Genomic DNA, 14248 nt, shown 5'->3' on the forward strand with positions numbered 1-14248 from the left:
ACGCCCTAATCACTAGTAAATCTAGGGAGATTTATACTTTCCCAACAAAATAGATTAATTGCAGTTTATTTCAACTAGCCTAGAAATATATATTAAGTGCCAATCGCCAATCATCGGGGGGCAGACATCATGAGCATTGCAACAATTAATCCAACTACAGGAGAAACTTTAAAAACTTTTGACCCCTTAACGGAAAAAGAAATTGAAACCAAACTCTATTTGGCTGCAGCAGCGTTTGAAAAATATCGCCAAACTACCTTCGAGCAAAGAAGCCAGTGGATGGAGCGCGCGGCAGATATTTTGGAAAAAGACAAGCTGAAATTTGCCCGTATTATGACCACGGAAATGGGCAAACCCTTGCAAGCGGCGATCGCTGAGGCTGAAAAATGCGCTAAGGTATGTCGCTACTATGCAGAGAAAGCCTCAGAGTTTCTCGCCGACGTTCCAATTACTACTGATGCGAGTGAGAGCTATATTTCCTATCAGCCATTGGGTATAATTTTAGCGGTGATGCCCTGGAACTTCCCCTTTTGGCAGGTATTCCGCTTTGCCGCTCCCTCCCTGATGGCAGGCAATGTGGGCATTCTCAAACACGCCTCTAACGTGCCTCAGTGTGCCCTGGAGATCGCCGAGATTTTTCAGCAGGCAGGTTTCCCGGAAGGAGTATTTCAAACTCTACTAATCGGTGCCGACAAAGTCGAAGGGATTATTCAAGACGCTCGCGTCAAGGCAGCGACTCTTACCGGTAGCGAACCTGCGGGAGCGGCTTTAGCAGCGGTGGCAGGCAAACAAATTAAGAAAGTAGTATTAGAGTTGGGCGGTAGCGATCCCTTTGTAGTCCTAGAATCTGCCGATCTTGAAGCTGCGGTTAACACTGGCATTCGGGCAAGGATGTTGAACAACGGTCAATCTTGCATTGCTGCCAAACGTTTTATCGTGGCAGAAGCGATCGCCGATAAATTTGAGAAGCTATTTATCGAACGGTTTAAAGCTCTTAAAGTGGGCGATCCGATGCAGGAAGATACCGATATCGGTCCTCTAGCTACTAAATCGATTTTGTCCGATCTAGAAGATCAGGTGCAAAGAGCGGTCGATGGGGGTGCGAAGGTATTAATAGGCGGTAAAGCTTTAAAAGATAGTTCTGGTAACTTTTATTTACCAACCATCTTGAGCGATATCGCTCCAGACTCAGCCGTCGCTCAGGAAGAATTTTTTGGTCCCGTAGCAATGCTATTTCGGGTTAAAAACATCGATGAAGCGATCGCCCTTGCCAATCATATTCCCTTTGGACTGGGAGCGAGTGCCTGGACTAACCAACCAGAAGAACGCGATCGCCTAATTAAAGATTTAGAAGCTGGTTCGGTATTTATCAATGGTTTAGTTAAGTCGGATCCTCGTCTGCCTTTTGGCGGTATCAAACGCTCTGGTTTTGGTCGAGAGTTGAGTAGCCAAGGTATTCACGAATTTGTCAATATCAAAACCGTATGGATTAAATGAATCGTTAGATTTCATATAATTAGGCGGCAGGTAAACCCAACCATTTTGGATTAGAAGCAGTGGCATCAAACAGATTATCTGTTTTAAAAGGTTCATAACCTCCTTTCGCTGCCACCTCTGCCGTACGTGCCAATAGTGCGGTAAGCTCCTCGCTAGTCATGGGTTTGAAGGTGTCCGCAGCCTCGATCGCCTGGTCGAGTATTGCCATGCTGTCGATACCTGTAATTACGACAGAGATGGGCAAATTTAGCGAGTAGTGCAGGCATTCGAGCGGTGTGACTACCTTACTTTTAAGAATATGTCCATCTCCCATCGACTTCATATCCAACACTCCGATCCTCTGTTCGCTTAGTACGGGTAAAACATGATGCTGAAAACTATGAAAATGAGCATCCAGCACATTCAAGGGCATCTGTACCGCATCGAACTCAAAGCCATGCTGTTTGGCAATTTCTAGCATTCGTAGATGAACCAGGGACTTTATGTCCGGTAAAGCCAATATAACGGGTTTTACCTGCTTGCTTAGCCTCCAAAAAAGCCGCGATCGCTCCTTCTTCGGCAAAGATGCGATCGGGATCTTCTAGTCGAATTATTTCGTGAAACTGTAGCAAATCGACGCGATCTGTTTTCAGTCGTTTGAGAGATTCATCGATTTGCTTGGCGGCTAGTTCTTTAGTGCGTCCATCGATTTTGGTCATGAGAAAGACTTGATCGAATGATTTAGAGTGGTTTGCCACGGTTTAAGGGTATTAAGACATTATTTGGAAAATTTTATAAACGTAACTCGAATATAAAACACTATGAAGTGACACTTAACGTAGCGAACTCAAAATCCAATTAAGTAATAATAAATAAAATTATTTACTGAAACCTATGACTACAACCGAAGTTAACTGGCAGGCGATCGCCTCAGAACTAGAGGGAATTGAAACTACTAGAGATCGCGATCGCTTGAGCAAACTATCTTTAGACTACTATCACTTCAGTCCAATCTTATTCGAGCAACTGCAAGCTAAACGGGGAGATTTAGCAGTTTTTCCCACTAACGAAGCCGAAATAATTCAGGTAGCCAAAACCTGTGTCCGACATCGAGTTCCCCTAACGGTTAGAGGTGCGGGAACGGGCAATTATGGTCAATGTATTCCCCTCAATGGCGGCATAATTCTCGACGTTAGCAAAATGAATCGAGTTCTCTGGTTGAAGCCTGGAATTGCCTGCGTTCAACCTGGCGTGAAAATGGCAGCTTTTGACAAACAAGCAAGAGAAATTGGTTGGGAGTTGCGCATGGCACCTTCTACCTATCGCACTGCAACTATCGGTGGCTTTATCGGTGGCGGTAGCGTGGGAATGGGTTCGATTAACTACGGACAAATAAGCGATCGCGGCAATTTACGGCGAGTGCACTTGGTGACGATGGAAGAAGAACCACGAGTTTTAGAACTAAAGGGCGATGAGGTAAGTAAGGTGCTTCACGCCTATGGCACTACTGGCATCATTACCGAACTAGAAATTCCCCTCGCCCCTGCATATCCCTGGCAAGAAGCGATCGTTGTCTTCGATGAATTTATGACTGCTGCTAAATTCGGACAAGCTTTAAGCGATAGCGGTGGTATCGTGAAAAAACTAGTCAGCATTCATAGTGCACCCATACCCACTTACTTTACTTCGCTGCAAGATTATCTTCCCCGAGGAAAGCACTGTGCCTTACTAATGGTGTCGGAGTACGACTATGCAGCCTTTACGGATTTGGTACGAGAATATCCAGGAGAAATAACCTATAGTAAAACCGCTGCTGAAGCCAGCAAAAGTACCAGCTTACTGGAATATACCTGGAATCATACCACCTTGCTCGCCCGCAAACAAGATCCTAACCTGACATATTTGCAGACATTCTATTTCACTTTAGAAAGAGTGAAACGAGCCTATGCTAAAGCCGATGACGAAATCATGCTGCACCTAGAATTCCTTCGTGCTGGAGGTAAAGCCGTTCCTGCTGGCCTACAGTTAATTCGCTACACTAGCGAAGCAAGACTAAATGAAATTATTCGCGATCGCGAGGAACATGGTGCATTTATCGCCAATCCTCATGTTTATACCATAGAAGAGGGGGGTAACAAGCAAATTGACCCCAAAAAAGTTGCTTTCAAGCAAAAAATCGATCCCTATGGTTTGTTAAACCCTGGCAAGATGCGTGGCTATACCATCAAGGAGAAATTTTGAAGGTGATGCGAGAGATTAAAATAGGCTCTAGTTGTTGCCGAAGTAATTTAATGACCTCGTCAACATATTTGAAGGCTCTATAGCAAGCCTTCAAGTCCAAGATACTAAACTGTGGATGGCGAGCTCCTCGAAAGTCACGTAAGAGCTGACCGGAGAGATTGATCGTGAAGAAGGCTAGATTCACGGCATTAGTTATGGCGGTTTGGGAGATATATTCATAAAATCCTCCAACCCCCAGAATTGTTTGGCGTCACGGAAATCAAATTCAATTTGGAACCTCAAAGAGTAGAGGTCACAGTTCACGAGAAAGGTTGACCTGCGTTTTATCCTTGTTCTTGGAGCCTGTGGGACGACCTCGCTTGCCCTTAGTCCCCGATGAAGACTCTGAGGGAGCAGCTTTAACGGGACGCTGTGCCAAACTCGAAAAAACCAATCTACCCTATAGGTCTTATGACCTGATTTGGTCGTAACCACTTCATCTCCTGCGATCGCCTACTTTTCCTGAGGACAAAAACAATGGGTGCGAAAAAACACCCACATTAAGGTCGGCCAGTTCTGGGGACTGTAGAAACATCTTTGAATGGTTTGATAACTCCCTCCTTTTCCCGCCCATCGGGCTATCCCCAGCATTGTTACCCGACCACTCATCCCTAACACTAACATTGCTTGAATAATGCAACCGAGATGCTTCTGGCTGGTGTTGTTGAGTTCAAAACTCAGACAGCTTAGGAGTGTTAGAATTTCTGCCATGGGCTTTGCGGAACTTCGTTTAGGAGTAAACCTAGTTTCCTACAAAAGCCCTGTTGACTTCACACCAAAATTTGGCTCTTCATTGGGCGAAGGTATTGTGATAGCTATTATTATTAATTCCTCTGTTTAACAACCATCTATCAGCATTGGCGGTAACTGGAAAATTACTGACGAGAATGACTAATTCTCCAACTTAAAAAAATCACGGGAATAATTCCTACTATCACGATCGCTAGGGCTGGTGCTGCTGCTTCTGTTAATCGCTCGTCCGAAGCATATTGATAGACTCTAATTGCCAAGGTGTCAAAATTGAAAGGACGAATCACCAGAGTAGCGGGGAGTTCTTTCATTACGTCCACGAAAACCAACATTGCCGCAGTTAACAAACCACCAGTCATTAAAGGAGTATGAATTTTCCATAAAGTACTAGTGGTTCCATAACCGAGACTGCGGGAGGCATCGTCTAAATTTGGTGAGATTTTATTCAAACTCGATTCCACCGAACCGAAAGCCACTGCTAAAAAGCGAACTAAATAAGCAAAAACTAGGGCGAAGATGGTTCCTGACAACAATAAACCCGTAGAAATACCAAAGTTAGCCCGCATCCAGCTGTCGAGAAGATTATCCAATCGAGCTACGGGAATTAAAACACCTACTGCGATTACCGAACCGGGAATAGCATAGCCCATCGCCGCAACTCTAACCGCCGATCGCATCATCCAGTTGGGTTGCAATCTTTGTCCGTAAGCCAGAACTAAAGAAATCACGACCGCGATCGCTCCAGTAATAATTGCCAAGATTAAACTATGACTGGCTAGCTGCCAAAAATCGTCATCGAAAGTAGTCTCTAAATTATTTAAAGTTAGCTGAAGTAAATACAATGCGGGAATTAAAAATCCTAGGGCAATGGGGATAAAGCAGGCCAAAGCCGCGAGCGTTCCCCGCCAGAAATTTAGCCGATATTTAACTAATTGCTGCTGAGAATTAATGCTATAGTACTTAGCCTGCGATCGCGATTGACGTTCGATGACGATTAGCACCAAGATAAACACCATCAATAAAGCTGCTAACTGGGCAGCGGCAGCCCGTTCTCCCATACCCAACCAAGTACGATAGATCCCCGTAGTGAAAGTAGTGACTCCAAAGTACTCTACCGTACCCAAGTCGTTGAGAGTTTCCATTAAAGCTAAAGCTAAACCCGCCATAATTGCCGGTCTGGCTAAAGGCAGAGCGACTTTAACGAAGCCACGCCAGGGATTACAGCCAAGCGATCGCGTTGCTTCTAAGGTACAAACCGATTGTTCTAAAAATGCCACCCGTGCTAGTAAATAAACGTAGGGATAAAGCACTAACAGTAACATTACTGCCGCACCCCAGAGAGAACGAATATTGGGAAACCAATAATCTCGAACGCTAGTCCAACCAAAAATAGCCCGTAACTGGGTCTGAACGGGACCAAAATAGTCCAGCATATTGGTGTAAGCATAAGCCAAAAGATAGGCTGGTGCGGCGAGAGGTAATAACAGTGCCCACTCTAACCAACCACTGCCCCAGAAACGACACATAGTTACCAACCATGCCGTACCAACACCGATAATCAGTACCCCCAGTCCGACTAACAGCATTAGCCACAAAGAATTAGTTATATAATCTGCTAAAACTGTCTTAGCTAAGTGCTGCCAGATGGTCTCGGAATCGGTAAAAACACTGCTAAAAACAAAAATTATCGGGGTAGCAATGATTAGAGCAATTGCCATCACGGCGATCGTCCAACCGTCGGGCAAAAAACTCGTGGTAAATTTGGAATTGGCAATCGGCTTTTTCAACTAATTCTTTAGAACAGAGCTAAATTCAGCGATTTCAATAGTCTATTCTATCGGAAATTATAGTTGTACCGACTGCTAAAAATCCCAACACAAAATACTTACCCAAGAAAACCTGTAACAATGTTGGGTAGCGGCTGCCTGAAGCCTCGTCAATGTGCTGTCAATAGTTTGGGCAGGCATCAAATAGAAATTGATAATACCAATAGTTATAAATATAGAGTGAGCCAATCGTACTTTCATAATTGATAGTAATTTGTTTGCTAAGAATTTGGAGTTCGGAACGATCGAATAATCGATAATTTAGAGAACTAAAAAGCTATGAATTACGACATTTTGCGAGCGAGTACTGACTTAGTGGTTTTCTATAAAGAAAGTGTAAAGCAGCTGAGTAAGTCTACCTGCGATCTCGATCGCTACTACCTAAATTAGATTGATATTTTACGAATATTCGCTTAATTTAGGGATACTGCCGAATTTAAAAAATTTAGTAACTTGTACGTAGCAATTACAAAATATTTACAATTCAGACATCGCCAGCGAGGAAGAAATAAGGTATGAATTCCGAGATACCTCTAGGTTCGGTCATTCAAGGTTCTTTGACCAAAGGTTTGGAAGTAAGGCTGCATCCAGACGTTTCCGTAGAAGATATGCGTGTCGGCAAATTTTTGGTAGTTCAAGGAGCGCGATCGCGTTTCTTTTGTTTATTGACCGATGTGGCTTTGGGGGCAGCAAGCGCTCGTATCATCGCCAATCCGCCGGCGATCGAAGATACTTTTATGCGCGATGTCTTGGCAGGAAGCGGCACTTACGGCACGATCGAACTCGCACCGATGCTGATGTTTACCCCCACTGCTACAGCTAGAGATAAAGCCAGTTTACCGATCGATACTCCTAAAAATACCAACCTCGCCTCCTTTGAAGCCCAAACCAGCACCGAACTAGAATTACTGCCGGTAAAAACCATTCCCGCTCACTTCAGTCAAGTCTATGAAGCCTCAGAAACAGACTTTCGCAGCGTCTTTGGTTGGGAAGACGATCCCTATCGCCGCAACTTTTCTATCGGACGACCTTTAGATATGGACGTTCCCGTCTGCATCGACTTAGATCGTTTTGTCGAACGCAGTAACGGAATTTTTGGTAAATCTGGTACGGGTAAATCATTTTTAACTCGCCTGTTAATTTCTGGGATTATTCGCAAAGATGCCGCTGTCAACCTGATGTTTGATATGCACTCCGAATACGGCTGGGAAGCGATGAAAGAAGGCAAGCAGGTCAGCACCGTTAAAGGACTGCGTCAGCTATTTCCAGGACAGGTAGAAATGTACACTCTCGATCCCGAATCTACCAAACGTCGGGGAGTACGGGACGCACAGGAGCTATATCTCAGTTACGATCAAATTGAAATTGAAGACTTAAAGTTGGTTGCCAGAGAATTGGGACTTTCTGAGGCTGCCATAGATAATGCGGTAATTCTGCACAATGAATACGGCAAGCAGTGGATCGTGCGGTTGCTCAACATGACTAATGAAGATATTAAACTGTTTTGCGAATCCAAACAGGGACATCCAGGTTCATTAATGTCATTGCAACGCAAACTCATGCGGTTTGATAGTTTAAAATACATTCGCTCTGCTTGTCCTCATAACTACATAGATCGTCTCATTCAGGCTTTAGATGCAGGAAAAAATGTCATTGTCGAATTTGGCTCGCAATCGAATCTGCTTTCCTATATGTTGGCGACTAACATGATTACGCGCCGTATCCATGGCAGCTACGTCAAAAAAGCCGATCGCTTTTTGCAAACCAAAAATCCTTTAGATAAACCCCGCCAATTGGTAATTACTATCGAAGAAGCACACCGCTTTCTCGATTCGGCAGTCGTCCACCAAACTATCTTTGGCACCATTGCTAGAGAAATGCGCAAATATTTCGTTACTTTACTGGTAGTCGATCAGCGACCTTCGGGAATAGATAATGAAGTTATGTCCCAGGTAGGTACGCGCATCACCTGCTTGCTCAATGACGAAAAAGATATCGATGCCATCTTTACAGGTGTTTCTGGTGCCAACGGACTGCGATCGGTGCTGGCAAAACTCGACTCCAAACAGCAGGCTTTAGTTCTCGGTCATGCCGTACCCATGCCAGTGGTAGTCCGCACTCGCCCTTACGATAGTCAATTCTACAGCGAAATTGGCGAACCAGACTGGGAAGAAATGTCTAACGAAGAAGTGTATGCCGCCGCAGAAATTGCCAAAGCCGATTTGGGATTTTAGAGGAAGTAATATCAGCAATGATTGAAGTTAGTAAAGAAACTGCATCGATGTATACTCGCGATCGCGTGAGGTTGGATGCAGATATCTATCGTCCTGATACTAGAGAAAAATTGCCGATCTTATTGATGAGACAGCCCTACGGTAGAGCAATCGCCTCAACGGTAGTTTACGCTCATCCTCGTTGGTATGCAGCCCAGGGATATATCGTAGTGATTCAGGATGTTAGAGGCAGGGGAACCTCTGAAGGAAAATTCGATCTCTTTACTCACGAAGTAGCAGACGGGTTAGATACCATTGACTGGGTATCTGGTTTAGCTAATAGTACTGGCGAAGTGGGAATGTATGGCTTTTCCTATCAGGGAATGACTCAGCTATATGCCGCTGCCAATAAACCACCAGCTTTAAGAGCAATCGCGCCAGCAATGGTAGCTTATGATTTGTATAGGGATTGGGCATATGAAAATGGAGCTTTTTGTCTGTATGCCAATCTCGCCTGGGCAGTCCAACTGGCGGCAGAAAGGGCACGGCTTAAAGGAGATGAATCGGCTTACGTACGTTTGGCTAATGCTGCCAGTAATTTACCATTGAAGGAGCGCCTGCCCGCTAATCCCCAGATTATCCAGGAACTCGCCCCAGACTCTTTTTATCATACCTGGTTGCATAATCCCCAACCTGGAAGCTATTGGCAGGCGCGATCGCCCAAATATTTACTAGATGATGTAGATTTACCAATGCTGCACGTCGGTGGCTGGTTCGATCCCTATTTACGAGGCACCCTAAATTTGTATCGGGCAATGGCAGCTAAAAGCCAACATCCCCAGCATCTAATTGTCGGACCTTGGGCGCATCTTCCTTGGTGTAGAAAACTCAACAAAGTTGACTATGGCATGGAAGCGCAAAACCCCATCGACGCAATACAGATCCGCTGGTTTGACTATTTTCTTAAAGGCAAAGATACTGGCATGTTGAAGGAAGATCCCATTAGTCTGTTTGAAATGGGTAGTAATCAATGGCGAGAGTTCGAGCGATTTCCAGAACGCCAAAAAATCTATTATCTCGCCAGTAACGGTTTGGCTAGTATGCGAGAAGATGCTGGTATGCTTTGGGAATATGCTTCGGAAACCGAATCTAGTTCTCCTCAAGAAGTGTTAGCTAACGATTTTACCGAAGAAGTTACAGAATTTACCAATACTGAAGATATTATAGTTCACGATCCTTGGCGACCAGTACCCGCTTGGGGAGGACACTCGGTTTTTCCCAGTGATTCTGGCGATCGCACTAGTTTGGACTGTCGTTCTGACGTGCTTACCTATACTTCTGCACCTTTAGAATCAGGATTGCAACTTGCAGGAGAAGTAACAGTAGAAATTTACTGTACTGCCGATGCACCGAGTTTCGATCTGTGTGCAGTGTTATCTGTAGTTCATCCCGATGGCAAAGCGATGAACTTTACTCAAGGATATATTCGCGTAGATTCGCCGCAGCTACCGATAACCATTCCCCTACAGACTACCTGTATTTATATTGCACCTAATAATAGTTTACGCCTCAGCATCAGTGCGGCTTGTTTTCCCGCTTATCCCGTTAACCCAGGTACCGGTAAGTTACCTCATGAAACTCGGTTAATCGATATGCAAATAATTACTCTGACAGTTAAATCCGGTGCAGATTATCCTTCTCTAATTCGACTCTCTGTTCCCGAAAACACGGACTTTGCGGAATAGCTAGTTATTTAGATTTCTGAGTTCATCAGCAAGAGACCGAACATCTACTTCATATCGTTTAAATAAATCGTCTAAATCGCGATCGCCTCTTTGGACTAATTGCAGCAAACCCCAAAGTAAATCTTCAGTTTCAATATACTTTCTTTGTTCCAGTCGGGCTGAGTGTAATGCTAGTTCGAGAATATATTGACTTTCGGGGCTAAATTTATCGATTTTGGGTGTAATTGGCTTTTCTATATGGTTCCCTGGCTCAATATCTAGAGTTAAGCCATGATTTTTCAGTAAATGAGCTGCATGAGTAGTTGGATCTTTTAGTAAACCATAAACTATGTGTTCTGGTTGGACTTGCGATCGCTCGGATAATGCCGCCCTTTTCTTCGCTAAGGCGATCGCCTCGATTGCTTTAACCGTAAATCTTTCCCCTTTAGGCAACCACTGCGTTATGTTTTCTAGTAGCATCTGCATCGGACTTTTCTCCTGAAAAAATACTTCTTCAATAGCGACATCAAATAGTCTGGCAATCTTAAAAGCCATTTCTAAACTAGGGGTAAATTTTCCCGACTCAAAGCCATTAACCGCTTGACGACTAATAGCTAAAGCTCTAGCTAAATCGGCTTGCGACCACTGACGGGTTTTTCTCAGTTCTTTTAGTCGATTTTTCAAGATTTGATACTTTTTGTTGTTAAGTAATACTTTACAAAACCAATGCCTTTTTGACAAGTGACACTTGACAAAGTTGCTATTTTAGTCCGTTTTCATCTGAGAAAATTAGTTGCTAGCAAAACTGCTATTCGGAGATTTTATTTGTCGCAATAATATGTAAATCTACATCGTGGAGATATTTTAATAACTCTTGTACGGGAGAACTGCGTAAAAATAAGCCCCAGCGAGACCTGCGGGTTTGTCCTAGTACCACCTGAGTAATATGATATTGGTGTGCCGTTTCGGCGATCGCTTTGGGAATATTAGTGCTATTGACGCGAATAAACTCTCCTCCAAACTCCTGGCAAAACTGTTGGCACATTTCCAAATACATACTCTCATCCTTAGTAAGAAAACGGTCGGGATTTGCCACATACAAGGCATACAAGCGCGATCGCATTTGACTGGCTAAACGTGCGCCTCGTCGCAATAATCGGGAAGAATCGGGATAGGTGGAAACACAGACCATAACCCGTTCTTGAACGCTACAATACTTTTCTGTCGGGGTTTCGGATTCGGCAACTTCTTCGAGGTTATCGGCAACTTCTCGCAGTGCCAATTCTCGCAAAGCAATTAAATTGCGTCGTTGAAAGAAATTTTGTAGGGATTGTTCGATTTTTTCCGGTGCATAAATCTTTCCTTCTTTCAACCGTTCCTCTAAGGCTTCTGGGGTGACATCTACCACCACCACTTCATCGGCTTCATCGAGCAGGCGGTCGGGAACGCGCTCTCGCACTACAACCCCGGTAATTTTAGCAACTAAATCGTTGAGACTTTCTAAGTGTTGAATATTAACCGTGGAAAAAACATCAATTCCTGCTGCCAAGATCGCCTCAACATTTTGATACCGCTTTTCTCTGGGCGAACCAGGGATATTGGTGTGAGCCAATTCGTCGATTAAGACTAATTGCGGTTGGCGGGCAATAATAGCATTGGTATCCATTTCTGTTAGCGCAATATTGCCCCGTTTAATAAGTTGGCGGGGAATAATTTCTAATCCTTCAGCCGCTTCTGCGGTTTCTTTACGTCCGTGGGTTTCTAATAACCCAACCACTACATCAATTCCTTCTTCTTTGAGTTCGTGCGCTTCTTCGAGCATTCGATAGGTTTTTCCGACTCCTGGAGCCATACCGATGTACATTCGGTGTTTGCCTCGTTGTTGATTTGGCAGTTCGTAGGAAGTAGAACCAAATTGAGAGCTGTTAAATTCGTCTTGATTAATCATTCGGAGTGGCTAACTATTAATGCTCTTAAGTCTTAATAAAGCCAAGTTTGACGGCTTTGAGGCGATTGCATGACTCGAATCGAGTTATTACGAGCAGATCGATTGCTAGGGACGAGATTAAGGGCAATTCGATAATTTTTGAAGGCTTCCGTATCATCGCCCAGTTTTTCCTGTAACTCTCCCAACAAGTTAAAGGCTTCTGATTGAGATGGATCTAAACCAATTGCACGTTTTACCTGCACGATCGCTTCCTCAAATCGTTCTTTATTTTTAAAGTATTTTGCCAACTCAAAAGCGGTGCGATACTCCGATTCTGGTTGGCTACTAATTGTTTCGCGATCGAGAACACGACGAACGAGATCTCGTAATTCTTGAGGCGTAAACGGTTTTTGGATAAAATCAATCGTCCCTAGTTTCATCGCTTCTACTGCATTATCCACCGTTCCATGGGCTGAAATAATAATAATTTTCATTTGAGGATAGATTCGAATTGCTTGTTGGAGAAACGTCAACCCATCCATTTCAGGCATTTTGAGATCGAGCAAAATCAAGTCAAATGCCTGTTGTTCTAACTGTTTTAGTCCCTCTTCCCCATTAACAGCGATCGCCACTTTATATCCCAAGAGTTCGAGAGCCTGAGCCATGATAGAACAAATTTTTTTCCAATCATCAATAATTAAGATTTTTTCGTTACTCATCCGAATAGTTTTTTAGGTTAAATTATGCTGATTTTTTCAAGCAGATTCGGGATTATCTTTAACTACAGAAACAGTAAAAGTGAACGTACTTCCTTCTCCTGGAGTAGAATTTACCCAAATTCTGCCTTGATGAGCATTGACAATTTCCTTACAAATTGCCAAGCCTAAACCACTTCCACCAAGATCTCTGTCAGTTTGTACTCGAACAAATTTATCAAAAATTTTTGCTTGATATTCCCAAGGAATTCCTGCACCATTGTCAGCAACAGAAATCTCGACCCAATCGCTGCGTCGTTCGGCAAAAACTTCAATTTTACCCCCTGGGTCAGTATATCGTATTGCATTAGTAATTAAATTTGTCAATACCCAAAGACTTTTGTTTGGATCTACCTTGACTAAAGGTAAATTTTCTGAAGAATACTGAGTTATTTTAATCTCTTTTTTTTGGGCTTGCACCTTTAATAAAGTGACTGCTTTTTCCAGTAAAAAATTAACTTTAAAGGCGGTCAACTCCATTTCAATTCGACCCGATTCTATTTTAGAAAGATCGAGGAGATCGTTGACCAAAGCTCGCAATCGTTGCACATCTTCACTAGCTGCTTCTAACAATTCTTGTTCTCTGTTTGAGAGTTTTTCTTGGGTCGTTTCTAAGAGAAGATTAATACTCATTGCCATTTCAGTTAGAGGTGTTCGCAATTCATGGGAAGCTGTGGCGACAAAATCACTTTTTAGTTGGTTTAATTTCTGAATTTTGGTAACAATTTGGAGTAAAAGAACTACACCCAACATAGTTTTCTCTTCTGTAGTTACAGGGGTAATGGCAAATTTATAATACTCGGTTTGATTAAACCTTTTTATAGTAAGAATAGATTCGTCTTCTGATAAAGGAGATGACGGAGGTGTTGCGGCTGTTTGCTTAACGGTACTTAAACAAAAATCAAGCCCAAACAAAGCCCAAACTAGCTTTATAAGCTACGAATACGTCGCGATTTTGGTTCAACCATTGGACAAAACGATAAGATATACCTGTACGAAAAGCTTCTAATGCTTCAGGAAATGTCTCCAAAGGTTTGTTCGCCCAACGTCTTCTTAAACCTCCAGTAAGCTTATGCCAAAGGATAAAAGTATAGGCACAAAAAACTAGAATAAAATGTCTTTCCAAACTCTTCTTATCTCTAACTTGATACTCTTTTAATCCTAACCATCCCTTGGCTTCTCGATAGAAAACTTCTATCCAGTTTCTCTGAGCATAAGTTTGAACTATCCATTGCTCGGTTACTATTTCTCCCTCAACATTTGTGAGTAAGTAGTCAATATCTTCAGCATCTTCAAA

General features: G+C 43.3%; 11 protein-coding genes and 3 pseudogenes. 5 read left to right on the forward strand and 9 right to left on the reverse strand.

What is annotated here, in order from left to right; all coding sequences use genetic code 11:
• Positions 1-129: 129 nt before the first annotated feature.
• Positions 130-1497 (forward strand): NAD-dependent succinate-semialdehyde dehydrogenase, encoded by a 1368-nt coding sequence (locus ACLFKQ_RS12690; protein ID WP_449000157.1) that lies wholly within the window; start codon positions 130-132, stop codon positions 1495-1497.
• A 19-nt stretch (positions 1498-1516) separates the two neighbouring features.
• Here ACLFKQ_RS12690 and ACLFKQ_RS12695 read toward each other — a convergent pair.
• Positions 1517-2210 (reverse strand): annotated as a pseudogene (locus ACLFKQ_RS12695) (aldo/keto reductase); the annotation flags it as partial.
• Positions 2211-2370: 160 nt separating this feature from the next.
• On the opposite strand from ACLFKQ_RS12695, the gene ACLFKQ_RS12700 reads away from it, so the two are divergent.
• Entirely contained in the window at positions 2371-3717 is a 1347-nt protein-coding gene (locus ACLFKQ_RS12700; protein ID WP_449000158.1) for an FAD-binding oxidoreductase, read from the forward strand.
• Here ACLFKQ_RS12700 and ACLFKQ_RS12705 read toward each other — a convergent pair.
• A pseudogene (locus ACLFKQ_RS12705) lies at positions 3701-4011 on the reverse strand (IS4 family transposase); the annotation flags it as partial. The gene ACLFKQ_RS12700 and the pseudogene ACLFKQ_RS12705 overlap by 17 nt on opposite strands.
• A 50-nt stretch (positions 4012-4061) precedes the next feature.
• Between ACLFKQ_RS12705 and ACLFKQ_RS12710 the strand changes: the two are divergent.
• Positions 4062-4187, forward strand: a complete 126-nt coding sequence (locus ACLFKQ_RS12710; protein WP_449000159.1) for a hypothetical protein — start codon at positions 4062-4064, stop codon at positions 4185-4187.
• Between the two features lie 22 nt (positions 4188-4209).
• Here the strand turns inward: ACLFKQ_RS12710 and ACLFKQ_RS12715 are convergent, their stop codons facing one another.
• The gene (locus ACLFKQ_RS12715; protein ID WP_448999520.1) at positions 4210-4467 is read right to left on the reverse strand and encodes a hypothetical protein; all 258 of its coding nucleotides are present in this window, start codon (positions 4465-4467) and stop codon (positions 4210-4212) included.
• Between the two features lie 164 nt (positions 4468-4631).
• The gene (locus ACLFKQ_RS12720; RefSeq protein WP_449000351.1) at positions 4632-6224 is read right to left on the reverse strand and encodes an ABC transporter permease; all 1593 of its coding nucleotides are present in this window, start codon (positions 6222-6224) and stop codon (positions 4632-4634) included.
• Between the two features lie 623 nt (positions 6225-6847).
• Between ACLFKQ_RS12720 and ACLFKQ_RS12725 the strand changes: the two genes are divergently transcribed.
• Both ACLFKQ_RS12725 and ACLFKQ_RS12730 read left to right on the forward strand, forming a co-directional pair.
• Positions 6848-8566, forward strand: a complete 1719-nt coding sequence (locus ACLFKQ_RS12725; RefSeq protein ID WP_449000160.1) for a helicase HerA domain-containing protein — start codon at positions 6848-6850, stop codon at positions 8564-8566.
• A 17-nt stretch (positions 8567-8583) separates the two neighbouring features.
• The gene (locus ACLFKQ_RS12730; protein ID WP_449000161.1) at positions 8584-10290 is read left to right on the forward strand and encodes a CocE/NonD family hydrolase; all 1707 of its coding nucleotides are present in this window, start codon (positions 8584-8586) and stop codon (positions 10288-10290) included.
• Here ACLFKQ_RS12730 and ACLFKQ_RS12735 read toward each other — a convergent pair whose 3' ends face one another.
• The 5 genes and pseudogenes from ACLFKQ_RS12735 to ACLFKQ_RS12755 all read right to left on the reverse strand — a co-directional run.
• The gene (locus ACLFKQ_RS12735; RefSeq protein ID WP_449000162.1) at positions 10291-10953 is read right to left on the reverse strand and encodes a helix-turn-helix domain-containing protein; all 663 of its coding nucleotides are present in this window, start codon (positions 10951-10953) and stop codon (positions 10291-10293) included.
• Between the two features lie 124 nt (positions 10954-11077).
• Positions 11078-12217, reverse strand: a complete 1140-nt coding sequence (locus ACLFKQ_RS12740) for a sensor histidine kinase KdpD (protein ID WP_449000163.1) — start codon at positions 12215-12217, stop codon at positions 11078-11080.
• Between the two features lie 32 nt (positions 12218-12249).
• Positions 12250-12915 (reverse strand): response regulator, encoded by a 666-nt coding sequence (locus ACLFKQ_RS12745; protein ID WP_449000164.1) that lies wholly within the window; start codon positions 12913-12915, stop codon positions 12250-12252.
• 36 nt (positions 12916-12951) lie between these two features.
• Positions 12952-13866 (reverse strand): sensor histidine kinase, encoded by a 915-nt coding sequence (locus ACLFKQ_RS12750; protein WP_449000165.1) that lies wholly within the window; start codon positions 13864-13866, stop codon positions 12952-12954.
• Positions 13853-14248, reverse strand: a pseudogene (locus ACLFKQ_RS12755) (IS701 family transposase); the annotation flags it as partial. The gene ACLFKQ_RS12750 and the pseudogene ACLFKQ_RS12755, both read right to left, overlap by 14 nt.

This window comes from Myxosarcina sp. GI1(2024), assembly GCF_053543375.1.